Annotated in this window: 19 protein-coding genes; all 19 read left to right on the top strand. The window is 30.3% G+C overall.

The window, feature by feature from the left end; all coding sequences use genetic code 11:
- Nucleotides 1–19: 19 nt before the first annotated feature.
- The 19 genes from KK2020170_RS08050 to KK2020170_RS07960 all read left to right on the top strand — a co-directional run bounded on the left by KK2020170_RS08050 (nt 20) and on the right by KK2020170_RS07960 (nt 24526).
- Nucleotides 20–997, top strand: coding sequence for a stage II sporulation protein M (locus KK2020170_RS08050; RefSeq protein WP_221257824.1), 978 nt, complete (start codon nt 20–22; stop codon nt 995–997).
- Complete coding sequence (locus KK2020170_RS08045) at nt 981–1919, top strand: hypothetical protein (protein WP_221257823.1); 939 nt, start codon at nt 981–983, stop codon at nt 1917–1919. The genes KK2020170_RS08050 and KK2020170_RS08045 overlap by 17 nt, the downstream gene beginning before the upstream one ends.
- Nucleotides 1909–2613: a DUF4129 domain-containing protein gene (locus KK2020170_RS08040; protein ID WP_221257822.1), complete on the top strand. Its 705-nt coding sequence runs from the start codon at nt 1909–1911 to the stop codon at nt 2611–2613. Before KK2020170_RS08045 ends, KK2020170_RS08040 begins: the two co-directional genes overlap by 11 nt.
- Nucleotides 2614–2616: 3 nt before the next feature.
- Complete coding sequence (locus KK2020170_RS08035; RefSeq protein ID WP_221257821.1) at nt 2617–3807, top strand: DUF4350 domain-containing protein; 1191 nt, start codon at nt 2617–2619, stop codon at nt 3805–3807.
- A complete protein-coding gene (locus KK2020170_RS08030; protein ID WP_221257820.1) occupies nt 3807–4814 on the top strand; it encodes an AAA family ATPase in 1008 nt (335 codons plus the stop codon). Before KK2020170_RS08035 ends, KK2020170_RS08030 begins: the two co-directional genes overlap by 1 nt.
- Nucleotides 4815–4870: 56 nt before the next feature.
- Nucleotides 4871–6151, top strand: a complete 1281-nt coding sequence (locus KK2020170_RS08025) for a DUF58 domain-containing protein (protein WP_255567348.1) — start codon at nt 4871–4873, stop codon at nt 6149–6151.
- A 150-nt stretch (nt 6152–6301) separates the two neighbouring features.
- Nucleotides 6302–9325 carry an amidohydrolase family protein gene (locus tag KK2020170_RS08020; protein ID WP_221257818.1) on the top strand — a complete coding sequence of 1008 codons (3024 nt, stop codon included), beginning with the start codon at nt 6302–6304 and terminating at the stop codon, nt 9323–9325.
- Nucleotides 9326–9328: 3 nt separating this feature from the next.
- Nucleotides 9329–10615: an amidohydrolase family protein gene (locus KK2020170_RS08015; protein WP_221257817.1), complete on the top strand. Its 1287-nt coding sequence runs from the start codon at nt 9329–9331 to the stop codon at nt 10613–10615.
- A 56-nt stretch (nt 10616–10671) separates the two neighbouring features.
- Nucleotides 10672–11460, top strand: coding sequence for a TrmH family RNA methyltransferase (locus KK2020170_RS08010; protein ID WP_221257816.1), 789 nt, complete (start codon nt 10672–10674; stop codon nt 11458–11460).
- A 71-nt stretch (nt 11461–11531) separates the two neighbouring features.
- On the top strand, nt 11532–13754 hold the full coding sequence (locus tag KK2020170_RS08005; protein WP_221257815.1) for a RelA/SpoT family protein: 2223 nt from the start codon (nt 11532–11534) through the stop codon (nt 13752–13754).
- Between the two features lie 2 nt (nt 13755–13756).
- The gene (locus tag KK2020170_RS08000) at nt 13757–14437 is read left to right on the top strand and encodes a hypothetical protein (RefSeq protein WP_221257814.1); all 681 of its coding nucleotides are present in this window, start codon (nt 13757–13759) and stop codon (nt 14435–14437) included.
- A 78-nt stretch (nt 14438–14515) separates the two neighbouring features.
- On the top strand, nt 14516–14950 hold the full coding sequence (locus KK2020170_RS07995; protein WP_221257813.1) for a Fur family transcriptional regulator: 435 nt from the start codon (nt 14516–14518) through the stop codon (nt 14948–14950).
- Nucleotides 14951–14983: 33 nt separating this feature from the next.
- Nucleotides 14984–16255, top strand: a complete 1272-nt coding sequence (locus tag KK2020170_RS07990) for an adenylosuccinate synthase (RefSeq protein ID WP_221257812.1) — start codon at nt 14984–14986, stop codon at nt 16253–16255.
- A 102-nt stretch (nt 16256–16357) separates the two neighbouring features.
- Nucleotides 16358–18028 carry an OstA-like protein gene (locus tag KK2020170_RS07985; RefSeq protein ID WP_221257811.1) on the top strand — a complete coding sequence of 557 codons (1671 nt, stop codon included), beginning with the start codon at nt 16358–16360 and terminating at the stop codon, nt 18026–18028.
- Nucleotides 18029–18038: 10 nt separating this feature from the next.
- Nucleotides 18039–19223 carry an aspartate aminotransferase family protein gene (locus KK2020170_RS07980; RefSeq protein ID WP_221257810.1) on the top strand — a complete coding sequence of 395 codons (1185 nt, stop codon included), beginning with the start codon at nt 18039–18041 and terminating at the stop codon, nt 19221–19223.
- Nucleotides 19224–19314: 91 nt separating this feature from the next.
- Nucleotides 19315–20712, top strand: coding sequence for a tetratricopeptide repeat protein (locus tag KK2020170_RS07975; RefSeq protein ID WP_221257809.1), 1398 nt, complete (start codon nt 19315–19317; stop codon nt 20710–20712).
- A gap of 68 nt (nt 20713–20780) precedes the next feature.
- Nucleotides 20781–21749 (top strand): DUF368 domain-containing protein, encoded by a 969-nt coding sequence (locus KK2020170_RS07970; protein WP_221257808.1) that lies wholly within the window; start codon nt 20781–20783, stop codon nt 21747–21749.
- Nucleotides 21750–21753: 4 nt separating this feature from the next.
- Complete coding sequence (locus KK2020170_RS07965; protein WP_221257807.1) at nt 21754–22515, top strand: shikimate dehydrogenase family protein; 762 nt, start codon at nt 21754–21756, stop codon at nt 22513–22515.
- 124 nt (nt 22516–22639) lie between these two features.
- A complete protein-coding gene (locus KK2020170_RS07960; RefSeq protein ID WP_221257806.1) occupies nt 22640–24526 on the top strand; it encodes a DUF349 domain-containing protein in 1887 nt (628 codons plus the stop codon).
- Nucleotides 24527–24531: the final 5 nt, after the last annotated feature.

The raw sequence follows: 24531 nt of genomic DNA, 5'->3' as shown, positions 1-24531 counted from the left end.
TTCCTATTTTAGCAACTCCATGAGAGAGGTCGCATTTATTAAACAAAATAAAGAAAAATGGCTCAACTTTGAAGAAGCCATTTTTGGAAAAACCAAAAAAAATCCAGACGAGCTAGCTAATTTGTACATTCATTTGATGAATGACCTTTCGTATGCTCAAACGTATTATCCAAAAAGTAAAACTACGGTTTACTTAAATCATTTGGCTTCGCAAACCTATCAAAAAATTTACAAAACAAAAAGAACCGAGACCAATAGAATTAAACATTTTTTTAAAACTGAGGTTCCTTTGTTGGTTTACGATTACCGAAGATATGTTCTTTATGCGTTTATAGCTTTTGGATTACTAACTTTTATAGGGGCAGTTTCTGCACACAACGATGAAAGCTTTGTTAGATTAATTCTAGGTGATGGCTATGTAAATATGACATTAGAAAATATTAAAGAAGGAGATCCTGTTGCGGTTTATAAAAGCGGAAGTAATTGGGGAAGCTTTATTGGCATAACTCTTAACAATCTTAGAGTTGGCGCATTATCATACTTCTTTGGAATATTTTTAGGAATAGGGACATTCTACATTTTATTGAATAACTGTATAATGTTAGGCTCATTTCAATATTTTTTCTACCAAGAAGGTGTTTTTTGGGAAAGTGTTCGTGGTATTTGGATTCACGGTTCAATGGAGATTTTCGCTATTGTAATTGAAGCTGCCGCTGGATTTATTTTAGGAGCAAGTATTTTATTCCCAAGAACTTTTTCAAGAATGAATTCTTTCAAAATAGGATTTAAAAATAGTTTTAAAATATTTATCAGTACAATGCCTTTTACATTTGCTGCAGGTTTCTTAGAAGGCTATATAACTAGATATTCAAATGTAATGCACAACTTCTTAAGTGTTGGTATTATCTTATTAACTTTATCAATCATAAGTTTTTATTATTTAGTTTACCCATTTATAGTTCATAAAAAATTAAAACAAAATGTTCCAAGTATATAAAAAGAGAGATTTTAGTCAATTAGTTGGTGATACATTTTCATTCTTTAAGATTGAAGGAAAAAACTATTATAAAAACTACTTCATTATTAATGGTGGTTTACTTTTAGTACTTGTTGTTGCAATCTATTTTTTAATTAGATTCTTTTTTGAAGGAACTATTTCAGCAGCACGAGTTGGAGATAATCAATTTCTTGCAGAATCATTATATTCAAACCTAGGAATATTCATTACTATTGGGCTTTTACTAACCGTTTTAATAATTGTTGTGAGTTTAATAAATTACACTTATCCGGTTAGTTACTTAAGCTTATTGGCTGAACAAAAAGAAATAAACACTTCATCAATAATTCAAAAATTAAAATCTAAAATTAGTCGTTCTTTATTATTCTTTTTGTTTTCTATTTTCATTTTATTCCCAATAATGCTAATCATAATGGGAATAATGTTTGTTTTAATGATGATAATAATAGGAATTCCATTATTACTTATTGTAATACCAGCTGTTAGTAGTTGGATTTCATTAAGTTATTATCATTATATTTCAACTGAATCTGGTTATACAGAAGCATTAGGAAAAGGTTATGATATGTTACGTAATAACTTTTGGCCAATAATTGGGTCAACTTTTGTTATGTACATGATTGTGCAAGTTGTGGTAAGTATTGTAACATTTATACCTTACATTTTTGTTATGGGGAGTTTTTTTGTAAATCCAGAAGGTGTCCAAAACGACCCTGAAGAAGCTATTTCACTTGTAACATTAATGTTATCAATAGTTATGATTGTTTCAATTTTATTCAATTATACTTTACAAAATATTATTCTTATAAATCAAGGAATAATATACTACAGTGCAGCTGAAAAGGAAGAAAACATTAGCATTAACAGAGAAATAGATACAATCGGTCAAAATGAAGAGTAAACTAACCTGTTTATTTCTATTACTATTAAATTCAGCTTTTTCTTTTAACGAAACGGTTAATGATTCTATTGAATACAATCAACGTAATTTTGAGTCTTCTTTTCAAGATAATTATAAAGGGGATGAATTCAATTACGAACCACTAGTTGAAGTTAAAGAGCTTTCCGCTTGGGAGAAATTTTGGGAGGCAGTAGGAAGATTTTTTGCTGATTTATTTGATTTTGGAGGTGTTGGAAATTCAATGAGTGGACTACAAATCCTTTTTAAAGTAATTGCTGTTATTGTAATTGTTTTTGTTGTTTACTTAATCGTAAAAGTCATAATTAATAAAGAAGGTGGTTGGGTTTTTAGTAAATCAGCAAAGAAAATAGATGTTTTAGAAAATGTTGAAGAAAACATTCATACAATAAACTTCAATAAAATAGTTAAGGATGCTGTTCAAAATAAAAATTATCGAATTGCAGTTCGTTATTATTATTTATGGCTTTTAAAATCATTATCGGATAAAAATATAATTGAATGGGATATTGAAAAAACAAATGCTGATTATCTCAACGAAATTTCAAATTTAGAAACTAAAAAGAATTTTCAGTTTTTATCATACATATACGAATATAGTTGGTATGGAGAATTTGATTTAACTGAAGATGATTTTAAAAAAGCTGAAAAAGCATTTCAAAAAAACATTTTATAATCAATGCCAAAAAGTTTAAAAATATATATCGGTATTTTACTCCTAATTTTAATAGGAATAATGGCTATTGATGCTAATCGACCAAAACCGATTAATTGGAGGCAAACCTTTTCTTTAAATGATAAAATCCCATTTGGATTATATATTTTTAATGAAGAATATGAAAAGATATTTAATCCACAAAAGGTTACTCAATTTGGCGAATCTCCTTATGAATTTTTTGATAAACATTACGATTTTGTAGACTATCAATATGACATAGACGGTACATTTTTTTATGTAAGTAATAATTTTGAGATTGACGAAGAATCAATAGATGAAATTTTCTATTTCGCTAGTCATGGAAACGATGTTTTTATAAGTTGTAATGATTTCCCACGTCAATTTGAAGATTCGTTAGCCTTTAAAATGCAATACGATTACGAATTTCAAGATACTGTTTCGTTCTCTATCTCTGGTAATGATGCAAAATATGAACCTTTTCACAAAGGCATAAATGCCATGTTTTTTTCCGAAATTGATTCAACTTTGACTACAATCATAGGGACGCAAAAATCTGAATCAGGAGAAATTCAAGCTAATTTCATAAAAGTGCCTTTTGGTAACGGAAATTTCTATTTACATAGCCAACCTATAGCATTCACAAATTATTATTTATTAAAAGATAATTACAAATACACCGAAGATGTACTTAGTTATTTTCCGAAAGAGAAAGATGTTTTTTGGAAAATTCGACGCTATCAAAATGAAAACATGATAGATTCGCCCTTACGTTTTATCTTCAGTCAACCCGCACTCAAATGGGCTTGGTTATTTGCTATTTTCGGAATGGTTATATTTATGTTTTTTAATGCTAAAAGACGTCAAAGAGTTATTCCAATCATAACGCCATTACGCAATACAACAGTAGATTTTACCAAAACAATTGGAAATTTATATTATCAAGAAAAAGATTATATGAATATCATTGATAAAAAGATTATCTTTTTCCTTGAAAAAATTAGAAACGATTATTATTTAGATACTTTCAATTTAGATGAAACTTTTATTAATAGATTACATCAAAAAAGCGGAAAATCTAAAGAAGAAATTAGTGAATTAATTCACTTAATAAAAAAACTAAGAAATCAATTTACTGCAACTGAAAATGAAGTTGTAGAACTTAATAATAAAATAGAAAAATTTTATTCATAATGGAAAATACATTTGAACAAAACGAACAAAATGAAAATGTAAATTTTCAATCACGTATAAATTTACAACCACTTCAAGAAAGTATTTCTCAAGTTAAAGGCGAAATAAGCAAAGTAATTGTTGGTCAAAACAAAATGATTGATCAGCTTTTAGTTGCAATTTTAGCAAACGGACATGTCTTACTTGAAGGAGTTCCAGGTGTGGCAAAAACAATTTCGGCAAAGTTATTAGCAAGAACATTAAGTTTAGACTTTAGTAGAATTCAATTTACGCCAGATTTAATGCCTTCTGACATCATCGGAACATCTGTTTTCGATTTATCACAATCAAAATTTGAATTTAAAAAAGGTCCAATATTTTCAAACTTTGTTTTAATTGATGAGATCAATCGTGCTCCAGCTAAAACACAAGCTGCTTTATTTGAGGTTATGGAAGAGCGTCAAATTACTGCAGATGGTACTACTTATTTATTAGACCATCCTTTTTTAGTAATTGCTACGCAAAATCCAATTGAACAAGAAGGAACATATCGTTTACCTGAAGCACAGTTAGACCGATTTTTATTCAAAATCAATATTAATTATCCAAATTTAGAAGAAGAAGTTGCGATTATTAATAAAGAAAACGAATTAAAGAATAGAAATAAGTTAGAAGATATTGCAACTATTATTTCTAAGAGTGCTATTTTAGAACACCAAGGTTTAATAAGACAAGTTATAATTGAACCACACTTAATGGAATACATTGCTAAAATTGTGATGAACACTCGAGAAAATGCATTCTTATACTTAGGTGCTTCACCTCGTGCTTCTATAGCTATTTTAAATGCCGCTAAAGGTTTTGCTGCATTAAAAGGTAGAGACTTCGTAACTCCTGAAGATGTAAAAGAAGCTGCAATTCCTGTTTTACAACATCGTGTAGTAGTAACTCCAGAAAGAGAAATGGAAGGACTCACAAGTTCTGAAATTATTAAGCAAATCATAGATATGGTTGAAATTCCTAGATAATAATGCTGAAGTTTTACAAACAATTATATCTCAATAATTTTTTCTTTTATTGCCTTATGGGAATGATAGCGCTTTTCTTATTAGCGTTCTTTTTTCCTATGTTTTATAATGCTACTTGGTATTTGTTCTACATTTTGGTAACCTTTACAATTATTGATGTGTTATTGTTATTTGCTTCAGGAAAAACAGTCACAGGAAGTAGAAATACTCCTGAAAAATTATCAAATGGAGATGAAAACGAAATAATCGTTTATTTACATAACAAGTATACTTTTCCTGTTTGGGCAAAAGTTATTGATGAAATTCCATTTCAATTTCAGAAACGCAATTTTGAAATCAAAAGAAAAATTGACCTTCAAACTAAAGATTCTTTTAAATATATACTTCGACCAACAGAAAGAGGTGAGTATTTTTTTGGAAAATTAAACATTTATGTAGCCTCTCCTCTTCGACTAATCAGTAGACGTTTTATGTATGAAGACAATAAAATGGTTCCTACTTACCCTTCTTTTATACAATTACGCAAATATGATTTAATGGCTTTTTCGAATAATTTGTATCAATACGGATTGAAAAAAATTAGACGAATTGGTCATACTATGGAATTCGAACAAATTAAAGAATATGTTCAAGGTGATGATATTCGTACTATAAACTGGAAAGCTACTGCTAAAAGAAACGAACTGATGGTCAATCAGTTTCAAGATGAAAAATCACAAAATGTTTATATGGTTATAGATAAAGGTCGAGTTATGAAAATGCCTTTTAATGGTCTAAGTTTACTCGATTATGCCATAAATGCAACTTTAGTTCTGTCAAACGTAATTTTAAAAAAAGGTGATAAAGCAGGAATGTTTGCATTTTCTAAAAAAGTTGAAAATAGAATTGTTGCCGAAAAGCGTTTGAGTCAAATGCAACAAATCATGGAAAACCTATATAATATTAAAACCGATTTCTTTGAAAGTGATTTTAGTCGTTTATATGTCGATGTGAAAAAACATATTAATCAACGAAGTTTAATCTTATTGTATACAAATTTTGAAACTTTAGACGGCTTACATCGTCAACTTCCCTATTTAAAAGGAATTGCAAAAAACCACTTATTGGTTGTAGTTTTCTTCAACAATACCGAATTAGATGATTTAATTAATACAAAAGCAACTAATATTCAAGAAATTTACGATAAAGTTATTGCTGAAAAATTTGCGTTTGAAAAACGTTTAATCGTAAATGAATTAAAAAAATACGGTATCTATTCTGTATTAACAAAACCAGAAAATCTAACTCTTGATACCATTAATAAATATTTAGAAATTAAAGCACGCGGTATTTTATAATTAAGGTTTTTTAATTTTCATTACCCTCGTAATGATTCGATTTTTTTTTAAAAATACATTTTCTAATTCATAGTAACAAAAGTTAAAAGCTATTAGAAATCTTTTATTGAAAAAATTAATATTTATATTTAAGCAAAAATTTTAACCATTATGCAAAAACTTACATTTTTTGTTCTTTTGTGTTTTAGTACATTACTTTTTGGACAAGATTATTTTCCTAAAAATGATGGCGTTAAACAAAGTTTTAAAAATTATACTGCTTTTACTAATGTTGACATTCAAACAACTTCGTCAACTAAAATCGAGAATGCTACTTTAATCATTAAAGAAGGTAAAATTGTAGCCCTAGGAAAATCAATTGAAATTCCTAAAAATGCTGAAATAATCGATTTAAAAGGAAAAACAATTTATCCTTCCTTTATTGATTTATTCACAGAATTTGGAATTCAAAAACCTCAAAACAGACCTGACAGAAGTATGTCGCCTCAGTACGATTCTAAAAGAGAAGGATATTACTGGAACGATCATGTGATGCCTGAATACAACAGTTTTGAAAACTTAGAATACAGCTTAAAAGACGCTAAAGAGTTAAGAAGTATTGGTTTTGGAACCGTTTTAAGTCATCACAATGATGGAATCATTGCTGGAACTGGATTACTTTGGACATTAAATGATAATTTATCTAATGCCTATAGAATACTTAATACAAAAGTATCTCAACATCTTTCTTTTTCAAAAAGTAAATTTTCAAGACAAAGTTACCCATCATCTTTGATGGGTTCAATGGCATTAATAAGACAAGTATATCATGATGCAAAATGGTATTCTCAAGGATTAAGTAAATCAAAAGACCTTTCATTAGAAAACTTCAATGCTAACAAAAACTTAATTCAAATATTCGATGCTGGTGACAAACTTTCCATATTAAGAGCTAATAAAATAGGTAAAGAATTTGGAGTAAATTACATTTTTAAAGGAAGTGGAAACGAATTTGAACGTATTGAAGAAATTAAAAAAACAAATTCTTCACTAATCATTCCAATAAACTTTCCTGATGCTTATGATGTTTCTGATCCTTATTTAGCGCAACAAGTAAGTTTAAGTGATATGCGTTTTTGGAACCAAGCGCCTTACAACCTTAAAATCTTAAACGATAATAATATTTCTTTTACACTTACAACGGATGAATTAAAAGACAAAAGTGACTTTTTAAAAAACTTGCGTAAAGCAGTAAAATGTGGTTTACCTAAAGATAAAGCCTTAGCTTCCTTAACTGAAATTCCTGCGAAATTGGTTAACATGAGTGACCAGATTGGAACCCTAAAAGTAAATTCATTAGCAAATTTTTTAATCACTTCCGGAGATATTTTTGACGACAAAACAGTAATTCATGAAAACTGGATTCAAGGTCAAAAGTTTGAAGTAAAAAAAATGAATAGTATTGATATTAGGGGTGATTACACCTTAACTTTCAATAATGAAAATTATAAACTTAAAATATCTGGTGAAATTGAAAAACCAGAAGCTAAAATAGAAAAAGATAGTGTTGAATATGGAACAAAACTAGACTTTTCTGAACCTTGGATTAATTTAGTAATCAAAAGCAAAGACACTACATCTTCTAAATTTTATAGACTTTCTGGATTAAAAATTAATAATACTATTGAAGGTAAAATTATTTTTGAAAATGGAAATGAAGGCAAATGGATAGCAACATTAACGAAAGAATTTGAAGATAAAGAAAAGTCTTCTAAAGAAAAGAAAGATGAAGCAGTAAAAATGTTTCCGATTACATTTCCTAATGTAGGTTTTGGTTCAACTGAAAAACCTAAACAAGAAACTTTACTATTTAAAAATGCTACAGTTTGGACAAATGAAAAAGATGGTGTTTTAAAAAATACTGACGTTTTAATTGTTAATGGTAAAATTTCTAAAATAGGATCAAATTTATCTTCAACAAATGCAACAATTGTAGATGCAACAGGAAAACACTTAACTTCTGGTATTATAGATGAGCACTCTCACATAGCAATATCTCGAGGTGTTAATGAAAGTGGTCAAAACTGTACTGCAGAAGTAACTATTGAAGATGTTGTAAATTCTGAAGATGTTAATATTTACAGAAATCTTTCAGGAGGTGTTACAGCAGCTAATTTATTACATGGTTCAGCTAATCCAATTGGAGGTCGTGCTGCATTCATTAAATTAAAATGGGGTTACACTCCAGATGAGCTATTAGTGTCTGATGCTCCGAAATATATAAAGTTTGCTTTAGGGGAAAATGTTAAGCAATCTAATTGGGGAGATTTTTCAAGAAATAGATTCCCACAATCGAGAATGGGTGTTGAACAAGTTTATGAAGATTACTTCTCAAGAGCTAGGGAATATCAAAAAGAATGGGTTAACTATAAAAACAGTAAAAGTAAAAATAAAAAAATGCCGCGTTTTGATATTGAAATGGAAGTTCTTGGACAAATTTTAGATAAAAAACGTTTTATCACATGCCACTCTTATGTTCAATCTGAAATTAATATGTTAATGAAGGTTGCTGAACGCTACGGATTTAAAGTTCAAACTTTTACACATATTTTAGAAGGATATAAACTAGCCGATAAAATGGCTGAACATGGTGTTGCAGGTTCTACTTTTGCCGATTGGTGGGCTTATAAATTTGAAGTAAATGATGCAATTCCTTATAACGCAGCTCTTATGAAAGAGCAAGGTGTTTTAGTTTCGATTAATTCTGATGATGCTGAAATGTCAAGACGTTTAAATCAAGAAGCAGCTAAAGCGGTAAAATATGGTGGTGTTTCAGAAGAAGAAGCCTGGAAAATGGTTACCCTTAATCCTGCAAAGATTTTACAAGTAGATGATAAGATTGGAAGTATCAAAGTTGGTAAAGATGCTGATGTTGTTTTATGGTCAGACAATCCACTTTCAATTTATGCTAAAGTTGAAAAAACAGTTATTGAAGGTACTATTTTCTATGACTTGCAAAAACAAGAAAAACTTCAAGAAGAAATTAAGAACGAAAGAGCAGATCTTATCAATTTAATGCTTGAAGCTAAAAACAAAGGTATGAAAACACAAGCTCCAAAAAAGAAAGCTGTCGGACATTATCATTGTGATACTCACGGCGAGTTTTGTAAAATTTCTCACTACAAACATTTCTAAAAAATGAAAAAATATATAATAATACTATTCATAAGTTTGTTTTCGTTTGCGCAACAAACTCCTGCACCTAAACAATCAAAATCAATATTAATTATTGGTGGTATTGCTCACATTGGAAATGGGCAAATAATCCAAAACAGCATTATTTCGTTAGTAGATGGAAAAATTAATTTAATCGGAAATGCCGAAGTGATTAAACCTAGTAAGCATGATTTAATTATCGAAGCCAATGGCAAGCATATATATCCCGGCTTTATTGCTCCAAATTCAACATTAGGACTTGTAGAAATAGATGCAGTTCGTGCTTCAGATGACGAATCAGAAATTGGTGAGTTCAATCCTCACATTCGAAGTTTAATTGCTTACAATACTGAATCTGTTCTTGTTGAAACTACTAGACCAAATGGTGTTTTATTAGCACAAATTACACCGCGTGGTGGAAGAATTTCAGGTACATCATCTGTAGTACAACTAGACGCTTGGAATTGGGAAGATGCAGTATTGAAAAATGATGAAGGAATACATTTAAATTGGCCCAAGAGTTATGTTAGAAAAGGATGGTGGGCAGAACCTGGTGGTATTGAAGCCAATAAAAATTATGGAAAACAAATTGAAGAAATTGAACAATTTTTCACAAATGCTTTTGCTTACTTAAAATCTTCAGGTGAAAAGAAAGATATTCCATATGAAGCTATGAAAGGTATAGATTCTCACAAAAAAACACTTTATATTCATGCTGATGGAGAAAAAGAAATTTTAGATGCAATTCAGTTTAAAAGAAAATTTAATTTACAAAATGTAACTATTATTGGAGGTTTTTACGCTTACAAGGTTGCTGATGAATTAAAAAAAGAAAATATTTCTGTCCTTTTAAGAAGAATACATGATTTACCACTTTTAGAAGATGAAGATGTTAATTTACCATATAAAAATGCCAAAACTCTTGTCGATAAAGGTATTTTAGTCGGATTAGAAAATGCAGGTGATATGGAACGTATGCAAACCCGAAACTTACCTTTTTATGCTGGAACTTGTGCCGCTTGGGGATTAAATAGAGAAACTGCTTTACAATTAATCACTTCAAATACAGCAAAAATTCTAGGAATTGATGAAAACTATGGAACTTTAGAATCTGGTAAAAGCGCTACACTTTTCATCTCTGAAGGTGATGCATTAGATATGAAAACTAACAATATTACGCACGCCTTTATCGATGGGCGTCAAATTAGTTTAGAATCGCATCATACAGAACTTTACGAACGTTATAAAGAAAAATACCAAAGAAAATAATTTAAAAAGGCTTTCATTAAAGAAAGCCTTTTTACTTTTGTATAATTATTTTAGTTATGAAAAAAATAGAATCGGTTCAAAATCCATTTATTAAATCATTAGTTCAACTTCAGGAAAAATCAAAAGTTAGAAAGCAAAATGGCACATTTTTAATTGAAGGTCAACGTGAAATTGATTTAGCCTTAAAAGGAGAATACGAAATTGAAACTATTTTATTTTTACCTGAAATAATTTCAATTGAAAGCTTAAAGGAACTAGTCAATCGACAAATAAATACCATCGAAATTTCAAAAGAAGTTTATCAAAAATTAGCCTACAGAGATACAACTGAAGGTATTATTGCTGTTGCAAAAACAAAATTATTAGCTTTAAAAGATTTAAAACTTTCTAAAAACCCTTTAATCTTAATTGCTGAAGGATTAGAAAAACCAGGAAATCTTGGCGCCATTCTTCGAACAGCTGATGCGGCAAATATTGATGCTGTAATAATTGCAAATCCAAGAACAGACTTATACAATCCGAATATTGTTCGTTCAAGTGTCGGATGTTTATTTACACGTCAAATTGCTGTTGGAAGTTCCGAGGAAATTATTGCATTTTTGAAAGAAAACAACATTAATTACTACTCGGCAACTTTACAAAATAGCACATCTTATCATACACAAGACTACACAAAACCAACGGCACTTGTTGTGGGAACCGAGGCAACAGGTTTGACAGAAATATGGAGAGAAGATAGTACTTCAAATATAATAATCCCAATGCAAGGTGAAATCGATTCTATGAATGTTTCTGTAGCTTCAGCAATCCTACTTTTTGAAGCAAAAAGACAACGAGGGTTTTAAATCAAACACTACTTTATTTTCTTGCACATTTCATAACTTTGTATTAACTTTCAAAAGTTATCCTCAAAGCTATGACCGAAATAGATTTAGAAGCAGAAAATAAAGCAATTGCACAAGAATATAAAGAACTTCTACGCATAAGCTATCAAACACTTTCCGATGAAGATAAAAAATTGATTCGTAAAGCTTTTGATGTAGCTGTTGATGCGCATAAAGATCAAAGAAGAAAATCTGGAGAAGCATATATTTTTCACCCTATTGCCGTAGCTAAAATTGTTGCTTCGGAAATCGGTTTGGGAGCAACTTCAATCGCTGCTGCACTAATGCATGATGTGGTTGAGGATACAGAAATTACGGTTGAGGACATTGAAAAAATGTTCAATCCAAAAATTGCAAAGATTGTTGAAGGCTTAACCAAAATTGCAAAGGTTAAAACCGAACAAGATATTTCACTTCAAGCAGAAAATTTTAGAAAAATGTTACTTACACTACACGAAGATGTACGTGTAATTTTAATCAAAATCGCCGATAGATTGCATAATATGCAAACTATGGGAAGTATGGCTGATTACAAACAAGCAAAAATTGCTTCGGAAACTCTTTATATTTATGCACCTCTCGCCCACCGTTTAGGATTATATAATATAAAAACTCAATTAGAAGATTTAGGTTTAAAATATACTGAACCAGAAGTATATAATGAGATTGTAAGTAAAATTAAAGAAACAAAACAAGAACAAGACGCTTATATAAAAGATATTTCTGATATATTAAGTGCTTCTTTAAAAGAAGAAGGCGTTGATTTTATTATAAAAGGTCGACCTAAATCTATTTATTCCATTCGTCGTAAAATGCGCGCTCAAAATGTAAGTTTTGAAGAAGTTTATGACAAGTTTGCCCTTAGAATCATATATAAATCTAATGCACACGATGAAAAATTCTTAGCCTGGAAGATTTATTCTGTTGTTACGGATCATTATAGACCAAGTCCAAGTAGATTACGAGATTGGATTTCATCACCTAAATCCACTGGATATGAAGCCCTTCATATTACTGTTATGGGACCTAAAGGTAGATGGGTAGAGATACAAGTTCGAAGCGAACGCATGGACGAAATTGCAGAAAAAGGCTACGCTGCACATTACAAATACAAAAATGCAGATGATGATGAAGAGCATGGATTAGAAATTTGGCTAAATCAATTAAAAGAAGCTTTAGAAAATCAAACTTCCAGTGCTGTAGATTTTGTTGAAGATTTTAAACTGAATTTATACGCCAAAGAAATATATGTATTTACACCTAAAGGAGATATTAAATCATTACCAAAAGGCGCAACAGCTTTAGATTTTGCTTTTAGTATTCATACTGATATTGGTTTACACACGCGCGGAACAAGAGTAAATGGAAAATTAGTTCCTTTAAATCATGTTTTAAACAGTGGTGACCAAGTTGATGTTATAACTTCTCAAAACCAAAAGCCTAATTCGCAATGGCTTGAATTTGTAACTACTTCGAGAGCAAGAACTAAAATTAAAAATGTTCTAAATGATAATGCACGACGAATTGCAGAAGATGGAAAGGAACTACTTACTCGTAAATTACGTCATTTAAAAATAACTCTAAACGAATCAGTTGTAAATGAGCTTGTTAACTATTTCAAATTACAAACAAGTTTAGATTTATTTTATAGAATAGGTATTGGAGCTATTGAAAACCAACAGCTTAAAGATTTTGCTGCACAAAAAAGTAATACTCTAGTAAATTTCTTCAAGAAAACAATTAAGCGTTCTCCTTCTGGTCAAAACGAACAAATTTCTAAAAATGAAATTAGTAAGAAGTACGACTTATTAGTTTTTGGAAAAGAGCAAGAAAAGTTAGACTATAAATTGGCTAGTTGTTGTAATCCAATTCCTGGAGATGACGTTTTTGGTTTTATAACCATCAATGAAGGCATAAAAATCCATCGCAAAGATTGTCCGAATGCTATTAGTATGCAATCAAACTACGCTTATAGAATAATTCAAGCAAAATGGATAGATTCTAGTCAAGAAGAGTTCATAGCTATTTTAGAAATTACTGGATTTGATACAATGGGATTAGCCAATGAAATGACTAAAGTAATATCTAATCAAATGCACGTAAACATTCAAAGTTTATCGTTAAGTGGTGATGCTGGTATATTCAAAGGTCGAATTACTGTAATTGTACAAAACAACAGCGTTCTAAAAAAATTAATCGATAATATTAAAAAAGTAGATGGTGTTGATAAAGTAACTCGCATTTACCAAAATTAAATATGAATAAACTTTTATTACTCTTCATTCTTTTTACTTTTAATATTTCTGCTCAAAATAGTAAAACAAACTATTATTTAGATCCAGAAGGAAAGGAAATACCTAAAGAAGAAAAAATTTATCTAAAAGATAAATATCCTGATAATTCATTGTCTTTTAGAAAAACAAAAGATAGTGGTTATGTTTATCAATTAAATGTTCCAAAATATTCAACTTTTAAAGTTAATTATGAATTTATTAAAGCTGAAATTGAAAATATAACTGACAAAAAATACAATGATTCAACAATTTATGTAATAGAATATCGATTTTTAGATGACCCTTGTTCAGTAAACCATAGTAACTTTATGTCAAAATCATTAATTTTTGGTAGAAAAGCTTTTTTGAATCAAATAAAAAGAGATATTGAAAAGAAATATAATAATACTATTTTCTTAAATTTTTTTGAAAAGAAAATCGAACTTAAAAACAATAAAAAATCTAAAAAAGAATATTTTTTTAGTGATGTAAATAACTTTTTTAGAAACAATTTATTTCTTTACCCAACAGTTTGCGGGTCGTTTTGCTTAATAAAACCAAATGGTGAGACTTTAGTTAGAAATGGAGAATATAGAGCTGATAGTATGGCAGAACATTTAAACCCAGAAATATGGGATCAAGTTTTTCAAAGTAATAGTGAATAACTTCTTGATAAATTAGTTGAAACATGTATCCCTTAACTTTAACTTTTTTATCTTTGCAACGAATTATGTATAAATTCTATGGAAAATAACAATCAAGAAATTGTAAAAGATGTTTTTACAAAATATTTAGAAGACAAAGCGCACCGAAAAACTCCTGAGCGCTACGCTATTCTCCAAGAAATTTATGAATCTAACGAGCATTTTGATATAGAATCACTCTATATTAAAATGAAAAACAAAAATTACCGCGTTAGCCGTGCTACACTTTACAATACAATAGAATTATTATTAGACTGTGGTTTAGTTCGTCGTCATCAATTCGGACAAAATCAAGCACATTACGAAAAATCATATTTCGACAAACAACACGATCATATTATTTTAACAGATGGTGAAGTAATTGAATTTTGTGATCCAAGAATTCAGCAAATAAAACAAACAATGGAAGAAATGTTTGGGATAGAAATTCACTCTCATTCTCTTTACTTTTACGGAACTAAAAAAGAAAAATAAACTAACACTAAACAATAAACAACTCACAACACAATGACAGTAGATTTACTTTTAGGTCTTCAATGGGGAGATGAAGGGAAAGGAAAAATTGTAGACGTATTAACTTCAAAATACGATATTATTGCTCGCTTTCAAGGAGGACCAAATGCTGGACACACTTTAGAATTTGACGGAATAAAGCATGTTTTAAGAACTATCCCTTCGGGAATTTTTCACAAAAATGCTGTAAACATAATTGGAAATGGAGTTGTAATCGATCCAGTAGTTTTCCAATCAGAAATTGAAGGTTTAGCTAAATTTGACATGGATATTACTTCTAAATTATTCATTTCTAGAAAAGCTCATTTAATATTACCTACCCATAGATTATTAGATGCTGCTTCTGAAGCTTCTAAAGGAAAAGCAAAAATTGGCTCAACGCTTAAAGGAATTGGACCAACTTACATGGATAAAACTGGAAGAAATGGTTTACGTGTTGGTGATACCGAATTAAGCGACTTCAAAGAACGTTATAGAGCTTTAGCTGATAAACATGAAGCTATGATTGCTTTTTACAACGTTGAATTAGAATATGATTTAAAAGAAATGGAAGCTGAGTTTTTCAAAGCTATTGATGCTTTAAAGAAACTTACCTTTATTGATAGTGAAGAATATTTAAACAAAGCGTTAAAAGAAGGAAAATCTATTCTTGCAGAAGGAGCTCAAGGTTCACTTTTAGACGTAGATTTTGGAACTTATCCTTTTGTAACCTCTTCAAATACAACTGCAGCAGGTGCATGTACAGGTTTAGGAATTGCTCCAAATAGAGTGAAAGACGTGTTTGGTATTTTTAAAGCTTATACTACTCGTGTTGGTTCTGGACCTTTTCCAACAGAACTTTTCGATGAAGTTGGACAAACAATGGCAAAGGTTGGTAACGAGTTTGGTTCGGTTACTGGTCGCGCTCGTCGTTGTGGTTGGTTAGATTTAGTAGCACTAAAATATGCTGTTCAAGTAAATGGTGTTACACAATTATATATGATGAAAGGAGATGTTCTTTCTGGATTTGACACATTAAAAGTATGTACAGGTTACCAATATAAGGGAGAAACTATAAATCATTTACCTTACAACATTGAACCTGAAAATGTTCAACCTATTTATACAGAAATGAAAGGTTGGAAAGCTGATTTAACTGGAATGTCATCGTATGAAGAGTTACCAGAAGAATTAAAAGAATATATTTCTTTTATTGAAAAAGAACTTGAAGTCCCAATCAAAGTAATATCTGTTGGACCTGATAGAAAACAAACTATTGTAAAATAAAACTAAAAACGCTTTCGAATGAAAGCGTTTTTTTTATAAAATATTCTTAATAAGAAACGCTATCTCTAGTTTTTACTTATTTTTGAACCAAAATATATTAGATTGAAAAAACATATAATATTCATATTTATAGTTTTCTTTGTTTTTATTAGTGCTATTGCACAAAACGAACAAGAAAATGATAAAATAAAAATTGAGAATTCAGATTTTGTTGATCGAAATCAAGATGAAATTCCAGGGGCAACAGTATTTACAGGTAATGTTAATGTTGTTCACAAGGGCGTTAATATAAAATGTAATAAAGCGTATTATTTTGATAAAGAAAATTATGTAAAAGCTTTTGGTAACGTTCGAATTAATCAAGGCGATTCGGTTGCACTTAACAGTAGATATGCCGAATATGACGGAACTAAAGAATTAGCTTTCGCTACTGGTGATGTTTTTTTACGTTCACCAGAATCAACTCTAACTACAGACACTATATATTTTGACAAAAAGAACCAGATGGCTTTTTACAACAGCTACGGCACAATCGTAAATAAAGAAAATACTTTGAAAAGTAAATCTGGTCGTTATTTTGTGCAATCAAAAAAATATCAATTTAATACGAAGGTTGTTGTAACTAATCCGAAAGCTAAAATTGAAACAAATCATCTTGACTATTATGAAAATTCTGGACATGCTTATGTTTTCGGACCTTCAACCATAACCAATCAAGGAAATGTAATATATACAGAAAACGGATTTTACGATACTAAAAACAATACGGGACAACTTCTTAAAAATTCAAAAATTACTTACGATAATAAAATTATTGAAGGTGACGATTTGTATTACGACCAATCCAGAAATTTTTCGCGTGCAATTAATAATGTAAAAATTACAGACACCATAAATAATATGGTTGCTAAAGGACATTATGCAGAAATGTGGCGTGATGGCCAAACCAGAAAAGACTCAATCATTCTTACTAAAAGAGCAGTTGTTATTACAAAAGTTGAAAACGATTCGCTTTACATGCATGGTAAGAAAATCTTAGTTACTGGTCCGCCAGAGGACAGAACGATTCGTGCTTTCAACAATGTACGTTTTTATAAAACAGACATGAGCGGAAAATGCGATTCAATTCATTCAAACAACAAAAATGCCTTAACTCAATTAATCGGGAAGCCAGTTATTTGGAATGAAGAAAACCAAATGACTGGTGATGTTATGCATTTAATTGGAAACAATACTAACGAACAATTAGACTCGTTAAAGGTATTAAATAATGCTTTTTTAGTTCAAAAAGATACCATTAGTAAAAATGGATATAATCAAATTAAGGGTCAAAATTTATATGGAAAGTTTAAGGATAATGCTTTAAGTGAAGTTGATATAGTTAAAAACACTGAAGTTATTTACTATATGCGAAGCGAAAATAATGAACTCATTGGAATCGATAAAAAAGTTTGTAGTAAAATCAATTTAGGAATTATTGATAATAAAATAAATACCGTTACAGCTTTTAATAATGTTGAAAGTAATTTATATCCCGAAGATGAATTTCCAGAAAATGCTCGAAAATTAAGAGGTTTTATTTGGAGAGGCGACGAACGTATAAAATCGAAAGATGATATTTTTCCTGATGAAGAAAACGTTCTACATGAAAAAATTATAATCGAAAGTAAAAAGAAAGCAAAAATTGAAGATGTTCCAATGGAAATTTTACCTGAAACATTAGATTACGATAAGAACAATCCAAAACCAAAACCTACACTTAAAGCTGAATAATTTTTGATTAATGCTGAACGATTTTTTTAAATACCAAGCGCAAACTTCTCCACATCCATTAGCAATGGAAATTTCTAGAGCGGAAGGAAGCTATATTTACGATGCTGAAGGAAATGCTTATTTAGATTTTGTTGCAGGAGTTTCAGCCAATACTTTAGGTCACCAACCAAAGCGTGTAAACGATGCCATAAAAGCACAACTCGATAAATATTCTCATGTGATGGTCTATGGCGAATATGCACAGCATCCCGCAACTGAATTTTGTAAATTATTAGCTTCTCACCTACCTGAACCTTTAAATAAAACCTATTTAGTAAATTCAGGAACGGAAGCTATCGAAGGTGCTCTAAAATTAGCGCGAAGAGTAACTGGAAGAAGTCAGTTAATTTCTTGTTTTAATGCTTATCATGGTAATACGATGGGCAGCATGAGCGTTATGGGGTTTGAAGAGCGCAAACAAATATTTCGTCCATTAATTCCAGATGTTGATTTTATTACTTTTAATAACGAAGATGATTTAGAAAAAATTACAACGAAAACTGCAGGAATTATTTTAGAAACCATTCAAGGTGGTGCTGGATTTATCCAACCGGAAAATGATTTTCTAAAGAAAGTACGTCAACGTTGTACTGAAGTTGGTGCTGTAATGATTTTAGATGAAATCCAACCTGGTTTTGGTCGTACAGGTAAATTATTCGGCTTTCAAAATTATGATGTTGTTCCCGATGTTATAGTTATGGGAAAAGGAATGGCAAGTGGAATGCCTGTTGGCGCATTTACGGCTTCAGCAGAAATGATGGATTTATTAAGTCATGATCCAAAATTAGGGCATATTACTACTTTTGGCGGACATCCAGTTATAGCTGCTGCTTCATTAGCAACACTACAAGAAGTTACAGAGTCTAATTTGATGCAAGAAGCATTAGAAAAAGAACAATTATTTAGAGAACTTTTAGTTCATCCCCTTATAAAAGAAGTTAGAGGAAAAGGGTTAATGCTTGCTGCTATGACAGAAAGTCCGGAAATCACAAACCAAGTTATCCTTGAATGTCATAAACGAGGTGTAATCTTATTTTGGTTACTATTCGAAGGTAAGGCAATTCGTATAACTCCTCCACTAACACTATCAAAAGAAGAAATACGCAAAGGTTGTGGCATTATTATTGAAGTATTAAACGAAATAGCAAATTGTTAATTAAATTGTTTAAAACAATTTGTTTTTAAAACCAAATGCCCTGTTTTAATCCTTAATTTAGTTAAGGACAAAACCATAAACTGAGAAAGATATGAGATTGAGTCACGATGAAGAAGAAAACAACCTTTCGTTATCCAAGTTCGAATCGATGTTGAAAACCAATAAAGTTTTCTTTTTTGATTCGGAAGAATTCGAGGATATTATCCTGCATTACATGGATACGGGCAGAATTAATTTGGCTAAACGAGCACTAAAATTAGGTCTAGACCAACATCCAAAATCTACTGGATTAAAGCTAGTTCAAGTTGAAATGTTAGTGTATGAAGACAAATTAGACCTTGCCGAAAGACTTTTGATAGAATTATATGCCTTAGAACCTACAAACGAAGAAATTTTTATACAACAGGCACAAATCCATTCAAAGCGAGACAACCACGAAAAAGCAATTGAAACGCTTAAAATCGCTCTAAAATATACAGATGATTTAGCTGATGTTTACTCTATGATTGGCATGGAATATCTATTCATGGATGATTTAGAAAAAGCCAAAGATTACTTTATTTTATGTCTTGATGAAGATGAGTTGGATTATTCTGCATTATACAATGTAGTTTATTGTTATGATTTTCTCGATCAAAATGAAAAGGCAATAGAATACCTAGAAAAGTATATTGATAAAAATCCTTATAGTGAAGTTGCTTGGCATCAATTAGGTCGCCAATATTATGCCTTAAAAAATTACGAAAAAGCCGTTTGGGCTTTCGACTATGCAACAATCATTGATGATGTATTTTTAGGTGCTTATATGGAAAAAGCAAAATCACTTGAAAAGCTTAAAAAGTACCAAGAAGCAATAGATTGTTATAAAACGACTCTTGAATTAGATGATCCAACATCTTTTGCTTATTTGAGAATTGGTAAATGTTTTGAAAAATTAGATAACAAAGAAAAAGCTTTAAAATATTATCACAAAACAGTTCATGAAGATCCTTTATTAGATAAAGGTTGGATTGCTATAACAGATTTTTACATTCGTCAAAAAGACTTCCAAAAAGCACTTTACTATGTTAATAAAGCAATTGGAATAGATGGTGAAAATAGTTTCTATTGGAAGAGATATGCTGCAATAAACCAAGCGCTACATTTTTATGAAGAAGCTGAAGTTGGTTACCGTAGAGCCTTTGAAAGTGGCGATATAAATTTAGACACTTTCATCCTATGGGTAAATATGTTACACTATTTAGGCGAATTTGAAACTGCAATTGATATTCTTTTACAAGCTTCAGAAGTATTTCCTGATGAATATGAAATTGAATACCGCTTAGCAGGTTTATATTATATGTTAGACGAAAAAGATAAAGGCAAATTTCACCTTACAAATGCACTTCATCTAAACTTTAATAATCATACAATATTAGATGAGTTTTTTCCTGTAACTTGGGAAATGGAAGAAGTGCAACAACAAATTGAAAATTTTAAATTAAAATAACCTACAAAAACCAATTGAAAGTCATTCTTTAACTACTTTTGTTTAAGAGTGACTTTTTTTATGTAAAAATGAGAAAACTATTTCCCGATTATATTTTAATTTTTTTGAAAGGATTGGCTATGGGTGCAGCTGATGTTGTTCCTGGTGTTTCTGGTGGTACAATAGCTTTTATTTCAGGTATTTACCAAGAATTAATTAATAGCATTAACAGAATCAATTTAGATGTTATCAAACATTTAAGACAAAATGGCTTAAAAGCCACTTGGGGTGCTATTAATGGAAATTTCCTATTGGCACTTGGCATTGGAATTGCGACAAGTCTTTTTACGTTTTCAATTATAATTACTAATTTATTGAAAATTCAGCCTATTTTAGTTTGGTCGTTTTTCTTCGGATTAGTTTTAGCCAGTATTTTATTTATTTGGAAAGAAATCACGCATTGGTCCCCAAAAAGTATCATTTCATTATTAATTGGGACAATACTTTCATTTTATATTACAATAGCTGAGCCAACTCATTCTCCAGATAGCTATATTTTTTTGTTTTTATCCGGATTCATAGCTATAATTGCTATGATTTTACCTGGAATTTCTGGCGCTTTTATTTTACTATTAATAGGTTCGTACGCAACTATTTTCGGATCATTTAACGATATTAAAAATGGATTAATTTCTGGTAATTTTGATGTTATATCAACCGCTATTTTAAAACTTGGTACCGTTGCACTTGGTGCATTATTAGGCTTAAAATTATTTTCAAAAGTCTTAACTTGGATGTTTGCACATCATAAAAACACAACTTTAGCTTTGCTAATAGGCTTTATGATTGGATCATTAAATAAAATTTGGCCTTGGAAAGAAGTTTTAGAAACTCGTTTAAATAGTCATGGTGAAACAGTTCCATTTATCGAACGAAGCATTTTACCCCAAAACTTCGATGGCGAACCAAAAATTATTTTAGCAATTATTATGGTCATAATCGGATTTTTATTAATTTTTGGTTTGGAAAAAATTGCATATAAATTAGGTAAAAAATAGAGCAATGGCAAAGAAGAAAAAGCAAAAAAAACAATTGAAATATGGCTTAATTGGCAAAAACATCAGTTATTCTTTTTCAAAAAAATATTTTACTGAAAAATTTGCTATTCTTCACTTTGACAATTGTGAATATTTAAATTTTGATCTAGAATCTATTAAAGGTTTTCCTAAAGTTATTGGCGAAACTAAAGGCTTAAAAGGTTTAAATGTCACTATACCTTACAAACAAGAAATTATTCCTTATTTAGATGGACTTTCAAAAACAGCTAAAAAAATTGGTGCTGTAAATACTATTTCTATTGGAAAAAACAAAAAATTAAAAGGTCACAATACAGATCATTACGGATTTAGAAAAGCACTTTCACCGCTACTTGAAAAACATCATAAAAAAGCCTTAATATTAGGAACAGGTGGTGCGAGCAAAGCGATTGCTTATGCATTAAGAAGACTTCAAATAGAGTTCGATTTTGTTTCTAGAACTCCTTCTGAATATGAACTTTCCTATGAAGAATTGAATGACGAAGTTTTTGATGATTATCAAATCATAATAAATACAACTCCATTAGGTACGCATCCTAAAGTTGAAGATTGTCCACCACTACCTTACGAATTGTTTACAGACAAACATATTGCTTTTGATTTAGTGTATAATCCTGAAGAAACTACATTCATGAAAAAAGCTAAAGAAAGAGGGGCAAAAGTTCAAAACGGATATGAGATGCTAGTGTTTCAGGCAGAAAAAGCTTGGAAAATTTGGAATAAATAGAAATATAGCATTTTAAAAAACATTCGTTACACGTAAAAAAACATACATTTAACGAATTTCCTTTGAATTTCTGCACTTGCTTTATTATCTTCGGGCTCAATTAGTAACCTTAAGCATTTAAAAAATGTTAGAAGAAAAGAATGATAACCTGCATGAAGCAGATGGACAAGAAAACCAAACGTCAGAAAACTTTGTGGAAACACAACCTAAAAACGCTCAAGATGAGATTGACAATTCTAATGCAGAAGAAAGCGAAGACGATACGGTAAAAGACAAACACGATATTCCGCTATTGGATTATGAGTCAATGACTATGGAAGACTTAGTTTCTGAATTAGAGAAGCTAGTTAATAACCATAAAGTTATGGCTATTAAAGATCATGCAGAAGAAATCCGTAAAGCATTTATGAATCATTATCATCATTTAATTGATGAAAAAAGAGATGAATTTAATGCTGAAAATACGGATGAAAACGCAGAATTCGAATATCATTTCCCTCTAAAAAATAAATTCGATTCGGTTTATGAAGAATACAAACATAAACGTAACGAACACTATAATCAACTTCAAAAAAATCTAAAAAGCAATTTTCAAAAGCGAAATGATTTAATTGAAGAACTAAGAACTTTAGTTGATCATCCAGATGAATCTGATTCAATTGCTGATATGTTTAAGAAGTTAAACGATATTCGTGAGCAATGGAAATCGGCGGGTGCAATTCCAAGAGACAAATACAATATCGTTTGGAACAATTACCATTTCCACATCGAACGTTTTTACGATTTAATTCATCTTGATAAAGAAGCAAGAGATTCTGACTTTAAAAACAATTTAGAGCAAAAACAAGCTATTATTGAGCGCGCTAAAGAATTAGTGAACGAAGAAGATGTAATGAAAGCATTCCGCGAATTGCAATTGTTACACCGTGTTTGGAAAGAAGAAATTGGTCCAGTTGCTAGAGAAGAAAGAGAAGCTATTTGGAACGAGTTTAGCGACTTAACCAAACAAATGCACGATAAACGTGAAGCTTTCTTTTCAAAGGCAAAAGAACGCGAGCACGATAATTTAGCTAACAAAAACACCATTATTAGAGCTATTGAAGCTTTAGGAAACGAAAGTATTAGTTCGCATAATGGTTGGCAAGCTCAAATTAAAAAAATGGAAGAATTACGTCAGCAATTCTTCAAAGCAGGTCGTGTTCCTGCTGAAGTAAACGAAGCTACTTGGGATGCTTTTAAATCAGCTGTTCGTGCCTTTAATGCTAATAAAAATTCGTTTTATAAAGACATCAAACACGAGCAACAAGAAAACTTAAACAAAAAGTTAGCTTTAGTTGAAAAAGCCGAATCGTTAAAAGATAGCGAAGATTTCAATGCAGTTACTCCAGTAATGAAGCAAATTCAAGATGAATGGAAAAAAATTGGACATGTTCCAAGAAAATATTCAGATAAAATATGGGCTGATTTTAAAAATGCTTGTAACCATTATTTTGATCGTTTACATAAAGTAAGAAATCAAGAAAACAAAGTTGAAATCGAAGCTTTTGATAAAAAGAAAGACTATTTAGAAAATTTAAAATCTTTTGAATTAACAGGCGATCACAAAACCGATTTAGATGCCATAAAAGCTCATATAGAAGCATGGAAAGCTATTGGTAGAGTTCCTTTTAATCGTCGTCATATTGAAGGAAAATTCAATAAGATATTAGATGCATTGTTTGAAAAACTAAGCTTATCTAAAAAAGATACAGAATTAATGAAGTTTGATGCCAAATTAGAGCAAATGGTTGAAAACGAAGATGGAAGAGCACTAGAAAAAGAACAATACTTCATTCGCAAGAAAATTGATGAAGTCCAAAATGAGATTTTCCAATTAGAAAATAACATTCAGTTTATTACGAGTGCGAAGAAAGACAATCCTTTCTTGAAAGAAGTTCAAAAGAATATTGAACGCCACAAAGACGAACTGAAATTGTGGAAAGAAAAACTAAGCAAATTAAGAGAAATTTAATACCC

The sequence above is a fragment of the Flavobacterium okayamense genome (genome assembly GCF_019702945.1).
GTDB lineage: Bacteria > Bacteroidota > Bacteroidia > Flavobacteriales > Flavobacteriaceae > Flavobacterium > Flavobacterium okayamense.
This window is presented reverse-complemented; position numbering and strand designations above follow the sequence as displayed.